Annotated in this window: 10 protein-coding genes; 9 read left to right on the top strand and 1 reads right to left on the bottom strand. The window is 38.8% G+C overall.

The genetic code is table 11. The annotated features are described in order from the left end of the window. The 8 genes from nifJ to AC4MRQ_RS19260 form a co-directional block, all read left to right on the top strand. A partial coding sequence (gene nifJ / locus AC4MRQ_RS19295; protein ID WP_491199347.1) for a pyruvate:ferredoxin (flavodoxin) oxidoreductase occupies positions 1-2989 on the top strand: 2989 nt, incomplete at its 5' end. A gap of 214 nt (positions 2990-3203) precedes the next feature. Then, complete coding sequence (locus tag AC4MRQ_RS19290; protein WP_491199346.1) at positions 3204-3965, top strand: LytR/AlgR family response regulator transcription factor; 762 nt, start codon at positions 3204-3206, stop codon at positions 3963-3965. After that, positions 3950-5488, top strand: coding sequence for a sensor histidine kinase (locus tag AC4MRQ_RS19285; RefSeq protein WP_491199345.1), 1539 nt, complete (start codon positions 3950-3952; stop codon positions 5486-5488). Before AC4MRQ_RS19290 ends, AC4MRQ_RS19285 begins: the two co-directional genes overlap by 16 nt. 378 nt (positions 5489-5866) lie before the next feature. Next, positions 5867-8689: a M16 family metallopeptidase gene (locus AC4MRQ_RS19280; RefSeq protein WP_491199344.1), complete on the top strand. Its 2823-nt coding sequence runs from the start codon at positions 5867-5869 to the stop codon at positions 8687-8689. Between the two features lie 29 nt (positions 8690-8718). After that, positions 8719-11739 carry a SusC/RagA family TonB-linked outer membrane protein gene (locus tag AC4MRQ_RS19275; RefSeq protein WP_491199343.1) on the top strand — a complete coding sequence of 1007 codons (3021 nt, stop codon included), beginning with the start codon at positions 8719-8721 and terminating at the stop codon, positions 11737-11739. Between the two features lie 24 nt (positions 11740-11763). Beyond that, positions 11764-13134 (top strand): RagB/SusD family nutrient uptake outer membrane protein, encoded by a 1371-nt coding sequence (locus AC4MRQ_RS19270; RefSeq protein WP_491199342.1) that lies wholly within the window; start codon positions 11764-11766, stop codon positions 13132-13134. 8 nt (positions 13135-13142) lie between these two features. Next, positions 13143-13643 carry a hypothetical protein gene (locus AC4MRQ_RS19265; protein ID WP_491199341.1) on the top strand — a complete coding sequence of 167 codons (501 nt, stop codon included), beginning with the start codon at positions 13143-13145 and terminating at the stop codon, positions 13641-13643. A 53-nt stretch (positions 13644-13696) separates the two neighbouring features. Further along, a complete protein-coding gene (locus tag AC4MRQ_RS19260; protein ID WP_491199340.1) occupies positions 13697-14404 on the top strand; it encodes a hypothetical protein in 708 nt (235 codons plus the stop codon). Between the two features lie 142 nt (positions 14405-14546). Here AC4MRQ_RS19260 and AC4MRQ_RS19255 read toward each other — a convergent pair whose 3' ends face one another. After that, the gene (locus tag AC4MRQ_RS19255) at positions 14547-16523 is read right to left on the bottom strand and encodes an LruC domain-containing protein (RefSeq protein WP_491199339.1); all 1977 of its coding nucleotides are present in this window, start codon (positions 16521-16523) and stop codon (positions 14547-14549) included. 354 nt (positions 16524-16877) lie between these two features. Here AC4MRQ_RS19255 and AC4MRQ_RS19250 point away from each other — a divergent pair. Beyond that, on the top strand, positions 16878-17376 hold a 499-nt coding region (locus AC4MRQ_RS19250; RefSeq protein WP_491199338.1), incomplete at its 3' end, for a beta/alpha barrel domain-containing protein.

Raw genomic sequence — 17376 nt, 5'->3', positions numbered from 1 at the left:
GATTGAAGTATTAGAAAATGAAGACTTAGCTGGTCTTGTTGATCAGGAAGCACTTCAAGCCTTCCGTGACAATTCATTGAATCCTGAGCATCCTGTAACACGTGGTACAGCTCAAAACCCTGATGTTTATTTCCAGGCTCGCGAAGCTGCTAACCCATTCTACGAAGCATTGCCTGATATGGTAGCTGAGTACATGGATGAGTTAAGTAAAATAACTGGTCGTAAGTACCGTCCATTTGATTATTATGGTGCTGCTGATGCAGAAAACATCATTGTTGCAATGGGTTCTATCACCGATACGATTAAGGAAGTGATTGATGACTTGACTGCTAAAGGTGAGAAAGTTGGTTTGATTGCTGTACACTTGTATCGTCCATTCTCTGCAAAATACTTCTTCGAAGCATTCCCAAAAACTGCTAAGAAGATTGCTGTTCTTGATCGTACAAAAGAACCTGGAGCTAACGGAGATCCATTGTACCTTGATATCCGTGACTTATTCTACGGACAAGAAAATGCCCCAATTGTTGTTGGTGGTCGTTATGGTTTATCTTCAAAAGATACAACGCCAGCTATGATGTTGAGTGTATTCGAAAACTTGAAGCAGGATGAGCCTAAGAATCAGTTTACAGTAGGTATCATTGATGATGTATCTCACACGTCATTACCATTGTTACCAGAATTCTCACTGGCTGCAGAAAGTACTTTCGAAGGTAAATTCTATGGTTTAGGTTCTGATGGTACTGTTGGTGCTAACAAGAACTCTATTAAAATTATTGGAGATAACACAGATAAGTATGCTCAGGCTTACTTTGCTTATGACTCTAAAAAGTCGGGTGGTATCACAATTTCTCACTTACGTTTTGGTGATACACCAATCCGTTCACCTTATTTGGTAAATACACCTGACTTTGTCGCGTGTCACGTTCCTGCTTATTTGAACATGTACGACATGTTGAAGGGCTTGAAAGATGGTGGAACATTCTTATTAAACTGCTCATGGAGCGAGGCTGAATTGGAAAGTCATCTTCCAGCTCATGTGAAACGTTACATAGCAGATCACAAGATCAAGTTTTATACGATAGATGCAACTCACATTGCCAAAGAAATTGGTTTAGGTAACCGTACCAACACCATTATGCAGTCGGCCTTCTTTAAAATTGCAGAAGTAATTCCTTACGAATTAGCTGTTGAGCAAATGAAGAAAGCGATTGTGAAGTCTTTCGGTATGAAAGGTGAGAACATCGTTAATATGAACTACCAGGCTGTTGATAAAGGTGGCGAAGTAAATGAAATCACTGTTCCTGCATCATGGGCTAATGAAGCTGCTGAAGTGGTATTCCCAACAAATGGAAAAGCACCTCAGTTCATCAAAGATTTTGTATTCCCTGTAAACGGACAAAAAGGTGATGATCTTCCGGTAAGTATCTTCAAAGGTCGCGAAGATGGTACATTGCCTGCTGGTACAACTGCTTACGAAAAGCGTGGTATTGCTGTTGAGGTTCCAGAGTGGCAGGTTGATAACTGTATCCAATGTAACCAGTGTTCTTATGTTTGTCCTCACGCTGCTATTCGTCCATATTTATTAGACGAAAAAGAATTGGCTAACGCTCCTGAGGGAACATTAACTAAGAAAGCGAATGGTAAAGGATTCGACGGTCTTCAGTACCGTATCCAGGTGAGTGCTTTAGATTGTACAGGTTGTGGTAACTGTGCCGACGTTTGTCCATCTAAAGTGAAGTCGCTTGAGATGAAGCCACTTGAGACTCAGCAAGCTGAAATCGCACGTTGGGATTACATGGTAGAAGAAGTGTCTATCAAGGATCAAATCATGGCTAAGGACATGAATGTGAAGGCTTCTCAGTTCGCTCAGCCATTATTCGAGTTCTCAGGAGCTTGTGCTGGTTGTGGTGAGACACCATATATCAAATTAATTACACAATTGTACGGTGACCGTATGATGATTGCTAACGCTACAGGTTGTTCTTCAATCTATGGTGGTTCAGCTCCTGCAACTCCTTATTGTGCAAACAAAGAGGGTAAAGGTCCTGCTTGGGCAAATTCATTATTCGAAGATAATGCTGAGTACGGTCTAGGTATGGCTACTGGTGTTAAGAAGCTACGTGACCGTATCGAGCGTAAGATGAATGAGTCGATGACTGAAGTTAGCGCTGAAACAAAAGCTGCTTTCGAAAAGTGGTTAGAGACGAAAGATAATGGTAACGAAAACGTAGCTCCTTCTAAGGCTGTTGTTACTGCTCTTGAGAATGAGTCACATGCTGTTGCTAAAGAAATCCTAGCATTGAAGGACTACTTATCTAAGAAGTCAGTTTGGATCTTTGGCGGTGACGGATGGGCTTATGACATCGGTTATGGTGGTTTAGATCACGTAATTGCTTCCGGTGAAGATGTAAATATCTTAGTAATGGATACAGAGGTATATTCTAACACAGGAGGTCAGTCATCTAAGTCAACACCTGTTGGTGCAGTTGCTAAATTTGCTGCTTCAGGTAAGCGCATCCGCAAGAAGGACCTTGGTTTGATGGCTACTACCTATGGTTATGTTTATGTTGCTCAGGTTTCAATGGGAGCTAACCAGGCTCAGTACTTCAAAGCACTGAAGGAGGCTGAAGCATATCCTGGTCCATCATTAATCATCGCTTACTCACCATGTATTGCTCACGGACTGAAAACAGGAATGGGTAAAACTCAGGATGAAGGTAAGAAAGCTGTTGAGTGTGGATACTGGCACTTATATCGTTACAACCCAATGTTGGAGAACGAAGGTAAGAATCCATTTATTTTGGACTCGAAGCCTCCGCAGTGGGATAAGTTCCAAAGCTTCTTAATGAACGAGGTTCGTTACACAGCTCTTGCTAAATCATTCCCTGAGGATGCGAAGGTGTTATTCGCAGAATCAGAAAAGAATGCTAAATGGCGTTACAGCTCATACAAACGTTTGAATGATTTGGAATATGAAGTGATTGAGTAATCAATTCAATTCAGATATAATAAAGCCGTTTCCGTTTGGGAGCGGCTTTTGTTATTTAAATACCTCATCCATAGGTAAGCTGAATCTGTAACCTAACTAACCAATTCTCGCTCCTTACTTTGATTCATTCTGTTTATTCCAATGTAACAGGCTGGTTTTGAGTTTCACTAAGATAAATGATTACATTTGCAGCCGGGAAATTATTATCGGGGGTATGGAAGTAATTATTATTGAGGATGAGATCCTGTTGGCTGAGGAATTACACAAAGAACTACAGACGCTTGATCCTTCCATTCGTGTGCTTAAACATCTCACAAATGTTACAGATAGTATTGAATGGTTGCAAAATCACAAATGTGATTTAATCTTTTCAGATATTGAATTAACAGATGGGCTGTCATTTTCAATATTTAAAAAGTTGAATATCTCTACTCCTGTTGTTTTTATAACAGCATATAATAAGTATGCTATAAAGGCATTTGAAACCAATAGCATAGGGTATATCTTAAAACCAATTGAATCGCCTGATTTGCAGAAGGTTCTTGATAAGTACAATAAGTTTCAGGTTGATAATTTGTTAATCAGAAAACTGTTGGCACAACTGTCTGTGAGTGAAATATCCACAAATTCTTCTCCTTATTTGAGTCGTCTGGTGCTAACATTAGGGAATATTCAAAAACCTGTTTCGGTAGAAGACATTGTTTACTTTATGGCCGATGACAGATATTTGTTTGCTATTACGCAAGGGGGTAAGAAGTATTACTACGATGCAACATTAGCACAATTGGAAACAGAATTGAATCCTGAGAAGTTTTTCAGGGCGAATCGCCGCTATTTTATCAATAAAAGTTTTGTAAACGAGATTAAGACCATTAGCCGGAGCCGGTTAGAGATTAAGATGACCGAGGAAACGGAGGAGAAGATTATTGTAAGTTATTCCAGAACTAAAGAATTTAAAGAGTGGATTATCAACTGATAAAGGGTATGCTTTTTAAGCGATGGCATTGGGCAGCCATGGTTATTTTAGTGATAGTATTTTCAATAGGAACATTTGGAATTAAGCGTAAAGTTAAACACCAATCCGACTCCTTAACAAAATCCATTATTCATGGAAGTACCATTGGTTACCAGAAGTTTCTGGATAATTACTTTAGAAGCTATGATCAGGTATTAAAACAAGTTGCTTATGCGTATGATGAGCTGCTGATTGAAGAGCCCAAACAGCAGGAGATATTAAATGGATTACTGAAAATGGATAGTTCCATTGTGGCTATTGGTATATGGGATCAAAATCAACTTTTGAGCGCTGAATCCATGGATGTAAAAGATTCTTTGCCCGATTTTACTCAGTTGCTTCAAGCACCTTTGTTGGAGACCAATTCAAGAGTTTATTCACAACGATTCTTATATGTCGGTAGTATAATAAACCAGTCAAAGCAGAGTACTTGTGGTATCCTCATCGACCTGCACCAGGTGCATAAGCAGTTTATCTGGGATAATATCTACACCTCTGTGTACCAGGTTGTAATTAACCAACATCAGCAGTGTGTTTATCATCCTGATATCACGCGTGTGGGAAAAGAATATCTATTGCCAGAAAATCTATTGAGTAATAGGCAATTCAATACCAATCGACTGGATACTTTACATGTTGATAAATCAGATTTCCTTGGCTTACCTGTTTTTAAAGAGCATAGCCTTATGAAGTTCAGGAATGATTCCTGGGTTGTTTTAAATGTTTCTCCGGGTTTTGAGGTGAAGGATATGGTTGCAGATCAGGAACGAAACATGTTTTTACTATTCTTCCTCTTCTTGGCTATGCTTCTCGTAATTATAATCTTCAGCATTATCAACTGGAAACGTGAATTTATGCTGAGGGCTTCTGCCGAACAGGAGCACCTTAACCTGCTTTTAAAGCACGAAAAACAAAAGAGTGACACCATTTCCATCAAATTAGAATTGTTACGATCCGGATTGAATTCTCACTTCATGTTCAACTCTTTGGGAACTGTTAAAGCCTTGCTCCGAAAGAATGCTGATGCTGCACGTAATATGTTGAGCGATCTTTCGCAGTTATACCGTTATCTGCTGAGCATTGAAGGAGAACAAATGGTGACCTTGCAGGAAGAGCTTGATTTTACATGCAAATACGTGGATGTTATTAATCTGCGCAGTAATTCTTCCGTAAAAATGGACATATCAAACCTAAATGCGTATCAAGATAGTAAAGTATTACCGGTCTCTTTACAATTGTTGGTCGAAAATTGTATCAAGCACAATATTGCTTCTGAATCACAGCCATTAGCCATTGACATCGAAGTGAAGGATGGAAGAATTATTGTTGAAAACGAATTAAGACCGAAAGAAACGATTGGGGAAGCAAGTGGCAAAGGGTTAAAGTATTTAAATGCACGTTATAAACTGATTGCTAATCTGGAGTGCGATTTTACAATAAAAAATGGTCGTTTCATTGCTACAATGCCGTTAATTGACAGATGATTGTTGTGTGAAACGAGATAAAATACTTATTAAAATGCGGTGTGGGTGAAACAATCTGCGCGAGGGAAATAAAGAGTTAGGGAAATAAATGAATATGAGGTTTTTGTAAAGAAAAGCGGGGAAGAGGGGTATGTAAGAAATTATTATCAAGGAATGGATTCACGTTCACGTATCTGAATTTTGTTTTCACTACCTGTAATTATCATTTCACTGTAATGAGCTTGTGTAAAGGCTTAAAAGCAAGTAATCTTACGGCCGATAAATATCAAAATCCTGGCGAAAACAAGCCAAGGGAATTTATCGCAAAGGGGGAATAATTAAGGTAGAGCTACCAGCGAGTATGAATTGTAGGTAGCGAGGAAAACAAAATTTAAATACATGAAGTATTTCATTCAAATTATATTAATCTGTTTAGTAACAGTATGCCCTGTATTGGGGCAAAAGGATTTAAAGGATACTGAGATTCCTTTGAATCCATCCATTGTAAAGAAAACACTACCCAACGGATTTACTTATTATTTGCAGCACAATGATAATCCCGATAAACAGATATTATTCAGGATGATTATTAACGCAGGATCGATATTAGAAACGGAAGAACAGCGTGGTTTTGCTCACTTTTTAGAACACATGGTGTTTAATGGGAGTAAGCATTTTCCGGGCAATAGTCTGATTGATTACTTGCAGTCCATAGGTGTTGAATTTGGGACTGATATAAATGCCTACACCGGTTATGATGAAACAGTGTATATGCTACCGATGCCCAATGGAGAAAAAGAGACCTTGGATAAAGCGTTCTTGTTTTTTGGTGACTTGTTAAATGGCTTGTCTTTAAACACAGAAGATATCGACAGCGAGCGGAAGATAATATTGGAAGAGTGGCGTACAACTATTGGCTTAGATCAGCGTCAGAAGGATGCAATGTATCCCTTATTATATCGTGATGCCAGATATCTGCATCGTCGCCCCATCGGACTCATGGAAGTGGTCACAAAAATTGGAAATGATGAGGAATTAAGAAAGTTCTATCGCTCGTGGTACCGCCCCGATTTATCAACGTTGGTTGTTGTGGGGGATTTTGATCAGAACGATATTGAGCAACGAATCAAGGATACTTTCGCCTCAATGACAGTTGATAAGGATGCTCCGCAACGTATTCGATATACTGTACCATCGCATGAAAATACCCTGATAAAAGTTATTAAAGATAAAGAGCTGACCAGTACATCGGTTAAGGTTGTACATAAGTTTCCACATCGCTCTGAAAACACTCTGGCTGATCTTAAACGAAGCGTCACCAATATTATTTACACCTATATGGTTAACCAGCGCCTGACTGAGGTTGCACAGCAAAAGGATGCATCGTTTATGTATGCTCAGTCATATGCCGCTAGTGCTTCGGGCAATACCGACCGATACATGTCCATCGCAACCGTGAAAGAGGATTATATACTTGAAGGTGCAAAAGGATTAATGAGTGAGTTGCTGCGAATTAAAAAACATGGATTCTCGCAGGCTGAGCTGGATCGTAAGAAAGAGATCCTATACAAAGATATGACCAGAATGGCATTGGAAGCTGATAAACTCACTTCAGGTCAGATGATGGATGCCCTTTCAAACCACATTATTTATGGTGAGGAAAATACAAGCATAGCCTTTAAAAAAGATTTTGTACAGAAGGTGCTTGACGAAATAACATTGGATGATATTCAGGCATTAGTGAATGAATACATTGATCAATCTGAAAAGAATCGGGTGGTTTTTGTAACGGCACCGGAAAGAGCTCAAACACCAACAGAAGAGGAGTTGCTAAAGGCCCTTAACGATATAGATCATGAAGCATTAAAGCCATATGTTGATATAAGTGTGAACGAGCCGTTAATGGCTGAGTTCCCGCAGAGTGGAACGATCATTAAAGAATCATATTCCAAATCAATGGGCATTACCACCATTGAATTTGCTAATGGAGTAAGTGTGGCGCTTAAACCAACAACCTTTAAAAACGACGAAATTCGTTTTTCATCATTGCGCGAAGGCGGATATTCATTAGCCGACAATGATAATTTTGATAATGCTTCAATGGCAGCCACTTTAGTTAGTCAGGGCGGATTGTCGGGTTTTACAGCTTTAGAAATTGAGCGTCTGACATCTGGCAAGCAGGTTTATGTAGCGCCATACATGCATCGATACACTGAAGGGGTGACAGGTTTTTCATCAAACGAAGATTTTGAAACTTTAATGCAACTGACTTACCTGACTTATACAGCACCACGTAAAGATGTGGATAAGTTTGAGCAGTTCATCAAAAACAAAAAGGAATATAATCGGAACTCACTTAATAATCCGGATTCATATTTTGCTGATGAGGTAAACAAGGTGATGATGCAAAACAGCCCGCGAACAGCGACCTTACTGACACCTGAGAAATTAGATAAAATAAGTCTGGAAAAAGCCTTTGATTTCTACAATTCACGTTTTCAATCGGCATATGGTACCAGGTTCTTCATGGTCGGGAGTTTTAATGTTGAAGAGGTGAAACCATTATTGGCAAAGTATCTTGGTAGTTTGCCGGGTAATAAAATCAATACATCCTATAAAGATCATGGTGTGCGTGCACCTGAAGGAGAGCATCGCCATAGCTTCCCTCGCAATACAGTTGAGAAATCAAAAGTACTGATGCGATTTACGGGCAAATATCCTGGTTCGCAAAAAGCGCGAATTGAAATGGGATTACTGACCGACATATTGACGATCAAACTGAACAAGAAATTACGTGAGGAAATAGGAGGCGTGTATTCTCCTTATGCTTCATCTACCATACTGCAGCGGCCTTTTAACAGCTACCGCATGGATGTATACTTTACTTGTTCACCTGCCAACGTTGATACGCTGGTGCAAGCAACATTTGGTGAAATTGAAAAGATGAAAAACGGTATTTCATCTGATGATTTGAAAAAGGTAAAAAGCGCTTGGTTGAAGAATCGCAAGGGATCACTTGAAACCAATGGCTATTGGCGTCGGGTGATGGAAGACCAGTGGACAAGGGGAGAGGATGAGAATGATTTCGAATGTTTTGAAGCACAAATACAAGGTGTGACATCAAAACAGCTGAGTAAGCTGGCCAAAAAATATTTGAAGAAGGAAGAACACCTGGAGTTTATATTGAATCCAAAGAATGATTCTGAACTCGTTAAGAATTAGAGATTAAGAAAGAATAATAGATAAATGTAATGAAGAAGTTTATACTGAAACATTTCGTTTTAACATTGCTGACACTGTGCATGTTTTGCCTTTTTGGGAATAATCTGCAGGCTCAAATACAACGTACGGTAGAAGGATTGGTGACCGATGCACAAACAGGAGAAAGCCTTATTGGTGTTACCATTGTGCTCAAAAACACGACCTCAGGAGTAATCACCAACTATGACGGGCACTATAAATTTGGTGGCTTAACATCAGAGAGTGTTTTACTATTTTCCTATGTGGGGTTTGAAGCGCAGGAAGTGACTGTTGGTACAAAAAGCATTATTGATGTGCAATTAAAGCCATTATCCCACGATCTGGATGCAGTGGTTGTTTTTGGTGAGAACCAAAAGGATGTGCGAACGCTGACAGGTTCCGTGGGTAAAATTGATACCAAAGTGTTTTCGGCAGGCACACCGGCAGCTTCTTTCGATCAGTTGTTGCAAGGACAGGTAGCTGGTTTGTCAATTCAGGCAAGTGGTGAGCCGGGCGAAAAGTCAACCATCCGAATTCGTGGAAACAGCTCCTTAGGTATCCGCGCCAAAGACGATGCAGAACTGGCTTCAGCCAATTTAGCCAACGAGCCTTTATACATTCTGAATGGATCTCCAATCTCCTCGGATGTGTTTAATACCATTAACCCTGATGATATTGTTGATATCCGCGTACTGAAGGACGGACTCTCGACAGTTGAATATGGTACAAGAGGTGCAAATGGGGTAATCGAAATCAAAACCAAACGAGGTATTGCCGGTAAAACTCAATACAATGTCCGTTATCAGCATACGGTTAAACCAATATCTGGTCTTGGTGGCATTAGTTTGATGCAATCAACCGAGAAGCTGGCTCTTGAGCGAGAGCTGGAAATTGTCAACGGATTGGGTTACTTATACACTCCCCGACCAGGTGATTCAGAAGAAGAAATATTCATTAAGAACAAACGCTATCGCAGCCTGGAAAGTCAGAATACCAACTGGTTAAAAGAGCTGTCTCGCGTTGCATGGGTAAAAGATTTACAGTTAAGCTTTTCAGGCGGGGCTGACAATACCCGTTATTACTTGTCAGCCAGCTATTACGACGAGCAAGGAGGTTATGATCTATCATGGGCCAAGCGTTTTACAACACGCTTTAATATCGATCACAACATCAATAAAGATGTATCCATAGGTTTTGATTCTTCAGTAGGTCGCAGCCAGCGCTCAAAATCACAGACAGCAACACCAGCCAGTTTGATTTATACATTGCAACCATACGAAACCACCACAACCGAAGATTTCATTGCAAGAGATCCGGTTGTCAGGGGTATTCAATATTTCGAAGATCCATTTGATGATCTCAATGGGCGATATTCTGAGTTAACTTCGTGGCGTATCGACCTTAACTCGAAAATCAACTGGGTGGCTGCCAAAGGTCTTAACCTAAACGCGGCTTTCGGAATCACTTATAATGATGGAGAGCACAATCGTGTAACCTTACCCAATAAAATTGTAGAAGAAGCAGGTATTTTAAAAGGTAAGGGAGCTTTCGGAAAAAGTGTATCTAAATCATTTATTTCACGGGTAAGTTTAAATGCCGATTATAGCAGGCACTTTGGCGATCACTCCATTTCCTTAAATGGAGGTACCGAATATATCCATAATAAGAATTGGGGATTTGGTTATAATAGTATAGGTATTTCCGAAAAAGTGGATCCTGAGATAGGAATGAATCCGCAGGGAACCATTACTCCTTCGAAATATAACGATGCGTTACACGGATATTATATACGTGCTAACTACAATTTCGATTCACGTTATAATCTTACCGGGTCATTCAGATACGATGGTTCGTCTATATTACCTGAAGATAAGCGCTATGTGCCAGCATGGGGTGCAGGAGCAGCCTGGAATATTCAACGCGAAGAATGGTTTTCTGCCGAAATATTCGATCAGCTTAAGTTAAGAGTTTCTTACGGAGTGAACTATAATTCAGGTGGTATCCGTCAGACATTAGGTTTACCATTCTATGATTTTACCAATAGCGACACCTATTTAGGAGAACGCGTTATCAATCTGCTTGAATTCTGGAATCCTGATCTCAAGTTTGAACGATCACGTCAATGGAGTGTGGCAATTGACTTCGGATTGTTGCAACACCGCATTTACGGTACTGTCGAGACCTACATAAAGAATACAGATGATTTATTGGCAGAGGTTGATATTCCGGTCAGTAATGGTTATGAAGGATTACTCAGAAACATTGGTAAGTTGCGGAACCGGGGCTTTGAGTTGCAGTTGAGTGCGGTAGCTGTCCGAACCGATCATTTCCGGTGGACAAGCAGCATTAACTTCGCCTACAATGATAATGAGATTACCGATCTGTATCTGCAGGATGAAATAAAGGTAGGTCAGGAAGGCTATTTTAAAGTTGGAGAGCCGGTAAACTCTGCTTACGTTAATCATTGGGCGGGGGTGAATCCTGTTAATGTAATGCCGCTTTTCTACGACGAGAATATGAACATGGTTCACGGTGGGGCAGCTCCACAAATGACGGGTTTCGGAACCTATACACATCCGGTGACAGGTGGTATTACAAACATTTTTAACTACCACGACCTGGAAATATCAACTTTATTTACTTATGCCTGGGGTGGTGTTAACTACAATAACTTAAAAGCCATCATGATTCGCAATGTTAAGAATGGAGAGGTGCCATACGAAGGCTTTTTGAACGATATCTGGTTAAAGCCAGGTGATATTAAACCTTTACCTTATCCCAAGTATTTTTCCGATACAAGTGTGAATTCATTGTTTGTTGAGAATGCATCCTATATCCGATGGAAGAACATCATTATCCGCTACAATTTAAGTGAGCACCTTAACCTGAAAGGTTTTTCAGCATTTAAAATTACGGCTCAGGCCAACAACTTACTAACCATTACTGGTTATGAAGGAATCGATCCTGAGATTACTGGAGTTGGGCAGCCGTTGCCACGATCATTCACATTAGGAATTGATGTCACTTTTTAATTCACATTAAAAGAGCAAATACAGATGAGGAATAATTATCAAAATATATTAATAGTCATATGTGCATCGGTGTTGTTTTCAGCTTGTGATTTGTTGGATATCACACCCAAGCATGTGGTGCAGCAGGAGAAAGCATTTGCAGATGTGGAATCCTATCAAATGGCACTGAACAATGTGTACCGTCGTATGACTGCATCAGCGATGAATATGCAGGCGAGTGATTTTGCAAGTGATGATTTTGCAAGCGTTGTTCCCGGATATTTACCAACCAACTATTACATCTTTAACTGGGATTATCAAACACAACCACAACCATTTATTTGGATGTATCAATACCAGTTAATAGCACAAGTCAATGTAGTAATCGATGCTTATTCAATTGTTCCGGCACTCGATGAATCGGAACAAGAGACGATTGATCAGATATATGCTCAGGCATTAGGAATCAGATGTTGGTCTTTGTTTAATCTGGTTCAGGTTTATGCACCTCGCTACGATGGAACAAATGGAAATGAAAAGGCCATACCTCTTAAGTTGAAGCTTGAATTGGAATATTTACCACAGGCAACATTAGAAGAGGTTTATATGCAGATTTTTAATGATCTGGAGACAGCCCAAGAGCTTCTGATAGAAAGTAACTATTCGCCAACATTCAGTCTTAAAGCCTATCAATTTGGACTGGATGCCCTTAGGGCACTTGAGGCGAGAGTAGCGCTTTTTATGGGTGACATGGAAAAAGCCAAAACAGCTTCAGAGCATTTTATCAATACGGCCTTGTTGGAAAAGGACGACTATTGGATGCTTTGGGAAGACCAGTTTGGAGCTGATAATCACGAGGTAATTTTTATGACCCACGATTTAAGCGATACAGATGATGCTGATCTGATTGATTATCATGAGATATACGTGAATAATGGTGTGCGATTAAGCGATCAATTAATAACTAGTTTTTCGCCGGATGATATCAGGAAAGATGCTTCATACATCGGATCAGGTATGATTCCATATAAATACATTACACCAGTCAATGAGCGTAATAATATGGCCGATCGGAACCTGAATTATAAATACCTAAGGCTGGCTGAACAATACCTGATCTATACAGAAGCAATCTTGGACAGTAATCCCGTTGAAGCAATGCGGATATTGAATATTCTAAAAGAGAAACGGGGTGCTGAGCTGTTAACGGCTGCACCAAGTAAAACTGACATTCTTGAAGAACGACGCAGAGAGCTGTTTACAGAAGGTTTACGATTTTATGATCTGAAGCGTTTATCAGGCGAATTAAACCTGGTGGTGGAGCGTAAAAATGGAAACGTATTAGCACCTAATTCGCCTTTATATACATGGGATATTCCCAAAGATGAAACCAATTCAAACCCATACATCAATTAGTATCAGTTATGAAGTATTTAGTTTTATCGTTGTTAATAGGCTGTAGCCTTCTATCGTGCGAAAATCCATACGAAAATGTATCGGATGTGAAATATTACGATGATAATCCCTTAGTTAGTTTGAGTTCAGAACAGGCTCTGGTTCGTGTAGGATTGGATGAGGAAAATAATCACACCAACAAAGAAGGAGTGTACCAGGATAGTTTGTTGTTAAGCCATAAACTCGACCATGATATTACTGTGATTTTAGAAGGGGTAAGCGGGGAAACAACGGGAGAGATTGATGAAAATTTTAGTTTCCAGAGAGAGGTTGTCATTGAAGCCGGTAATAATTACGGTAGTTATAATGTATCTGCATTAGATATCAACGAAGACAATATTAGCGCCTATAAACTGGCCATTCGCATTAAAGAGGTGGATGATCCAAATGTTATTGCAGGCATGTATGGCTCGAAAAAAGAAAAACAGGCACGCCCTAAGCGCTTTAAAACATACTCATTTCAAAAATAAAATAAGCAGTTAGTATAAACCTAAGGGAATTCACCTTAATTAAAATCACTACTATGAATAAATTGAATGGATTTTTTGCTCTAATGATGGGAGCAATCATTAGCTTAACAGCATGTTCGAAAGATGACGAGTTAACACCTGAAGAATTAGAAGCAAAGCAAACACAGGAGTTGTTGGAAAAGATTGGTGAGAATTATTCTACCGTTACTTCAAAAAAATGGGCATATAAAGAGTTTCAAGCATCAGACAAGATGGTTGAAGCTAAAGAAAATGATGATTATGTGGCAGGAACCAGAATTAACGACGCTAAACATGCCAAGAATTTCAATATGGTATTATCTTTTGCCGCTGATGGTGAAATGATGAAACCAAGTATTGCCATGAATGTACCAGAAGATGAGTTGGAAGCTAAGGTGTTAACTTATCTGAATGAACCATGGGGTTTTGAGTTATTTACTGAAGTTAGTGAGAGTGAGATGAAAAGTTATTTGGCTCAATTTAGAAGAGTTGTTGCTGCTCCTTTAGCCGCTGACAAACTGGGTACGGATGAAATTACGAATGAAGAAACGGGACTTTGTATTTTTACAATTAAATTAAAGGATTACTCAGAAATGGAATACGATGATGTTGTTCTTAATCAAAAGAAATTCATTGAAGGTAATGCTGATAAAATTTATTTAAACGAAGATGGAACGTTAACCATTGAAATAACCAGTGAAGCATATGGTGTTTCTAAATTAATTTTGGAAGAGGTAAAATAGTATTTTACACATATAATTAACTTTTCAGGAAAGATTGAGGGAGTTTATTATAAGCTCCCTTTCTTTATATAAAGAAAAAAACTAACCCGAGCTATTAAGATAAAGCCCGGGTTATCAGCTCTGCATGGTCCTAATGCAAAAACTAATATAGAAACTCACTTAAACGATTATGCTCTTTATACCAATCTAAATTGCTTGTTCCTTTAGATTCGGCCCACGCAGCAAACTTTGTGTACCCCTTAACTATCTGCACTTTCTCTTTAGGAAATGCAAAATCATGAATGATGTCAATTGCCCATGGTAGGTTGTTGTTTGTTAGGTAGTATTGTTCATTTTCACTAGCATCATCTTCTGTTCCCAGGTATAAGCCACCTAATGAAGTAGGAGGTTTATTTGCTAAGTGTACTTCTCTACCGCGTTCCTGATTTACAAATATAAATGGATTGACATTGTTAAGGTTGGTTGAGGCTATCGGCTCGTTATAACTAATTATAATTTCTGCTACGCCACCTGTCCCAGTATTTTTTACATCATCAAAAGCTATAATTACTGGTTTGGCTTGATTGGTTTCAAGTCCTTTACCATCAAGGTTGATGTTATTGCCTGTTAGTTGATATCCATTTACCATTTGTATTGACGATTCGGGTATATCAAGTTCAATTCCAAAACCATTTCTAAAGCCTGCTCCAATATGCTTTATGGTAAAGTTCATTTTAGTTTCAACAACTTTATCATCAGCGTTTTTAACATCAATGTATTTGTAATTAATAACAAGATCGTTAAAGTCGAAATCGCCTTTATGAGGCCATAAGTCTTCAAACGCATAGGTACCTTTGCCAAATATAGAAGGCGTATATTCATTGGTAGCGCGAATGGCATCATTAGGGTATTCATCGTACTGATCAACAATACCATCGTTGTCACTGTCAATATTAGGTACATCTTCGGGTTTATAGGGCAAGGTGGTTAAATCGTTAATCTGAATATCATAAGGATCAAATCGTTGTTCAAATGCCCCTGTTTCTTTATCCATAATAAACATATGGCCTTTAGTTACACCGCTAACTTTATAATTGCCTGCCCACCATAGTTGCCGGTCAGAATCAATTGTAAGAGATGTTGGAAAAGTGGGTAAACTAGCATCGCTAATGTAGGTCAAGTCTAAAGTATTATCAGAAACAGTTCCTTTAAACACACCTGAAGTAGATGAGATATAGGTGGTACCATCAATATCAAAAATAATATCTCCGGCAGAACTGCTAGGCACAAAGTTGGTAATATTTAGCGTTCGTAAAATCGATGCATTTAATGGATTAAGCACCCAGATATCTTTGTTATTTGAAAAATAAATCTCCTCTGCTTGATGATCATAAGCCATGCGTGGTCCGCTTTGAAAAGTGCCAACATCTGTCCAACTAAGATCATCGATATTAAAATGCCATAATTTGTTGGGGCTTTTTCGCGAGGTGGTGTACATTATTCTATTTGTTGTATCGAGGGCACAGTTATAACTACCACTATTCTCTGGGTATTGACTGATTATAGCCAGTTCACCAGTTGATTGATTGATGGTAAAAACATCGCCGGAACCATTAACACAGTAGAATATATCGGTAGCAGCATTGTTGGTGGAGGCTTTTAAACCGGTAGATTGTCGATTTAATATTGCCATATTATCGATAATATCAACAATATGATCGCTGTAAAGCCCCATTTCCTGCCTTTTAATGTAAATCTGCTTATTGGCAGCTGGTAATACAAGCTGTTTGCTATATGTTGTATTTGAAGATGTAATGGACGCAACTTTATTGTTCAAGAAGTTCATATCAATTTTGTTGTATTTAGATATTTTACCATCCTCTTCCTCAATTTCAACTTGCTTTATGTCGGTATTGGAGTCAAACAGATATATGTCGTACTTAATAATATTCTCATCTGTCGTTTTAAAGTCGGTGATAGTTAATGTAATCGTATTGGCTGTTTGGTAATTAAAACCATCCGGAACCTTCGTCTGCGCCATTAAATCATCTGGTTTGATGTCTTCGAATTTTTCATCTAAACGACACGAAGTAGCCAATATTATCATTATTAGCGTAAAATATAATTTCGAAGTTTTCATAGTATCGGTTTTAAAAACACTCAATAAGGTGTCAATCAATATGCCATAGATCTTAATAGCCTGTTATTTAAAGGGATATTGTTTTTTATATCGACGATTAAGCACTTGGTTTTATTCATTATTGAAGAAACAGACTTCGATTATGAAGTATTACTTCGTCACCAATGTATCATTATTTAAAACGGGTATATTATGGATTTGCCAATAAGAATTTTGATTTTACAACGGAAAGGGTGTAACTTAAATTCACTTATTGAATTTCAATTCAGACATTCATGTCTTAATTGTAAAACAATTGCTTTCAGCTTCTTGTTAATAAACAGAAGAAATTAATAACCCTTTATATCACCTCTTATGGACTTAAAAACAACTTACCTGGGGATTGAACTGAAAAACCCCATCATTATTGGAGCCAGCAATCTTGTATTGGACTTGGAAATGGCCAAGAAACTGGAAGATGCTGGCGCAGCTGCGATTGTCTATAAATCGCTTTTTGAAGAGCAACTGCATTTGGAAGCTGCCGAACTGGAAGAAGAATTGCATGAGTTTGATGATATTCATGCAGAGATGACAACCCTTTTCCCGAATATTGAACATTCAGGACCTAAGGCTCATCTTTTGGCACTTAAAAAGCTGAAAGAAACAGTGTCAATTCCGGTTTTTGCCAGTCTTAACTGCACTTATGATGTCAGTTGGGTTGAGTATGCCAAATACCTGGAAGAGACAGGTGTTGATGGTCTGGAACTTAATTTCTACTCCACTATCTCAGATGTTGAAAAATCACCAGCCGAAATTGAGGATTCCAGAATTGAGATATTGAAAAAGATAAAAGCAGCGGTTAAAATACCCGTAA

The organism is Carboxylicivirga sp. (assembly GCF_982718395.1).
Note: the sequence above shows the minus strand (reverse complement) of the source record. Positions and strands in the feature narration are given on the sequence as shown.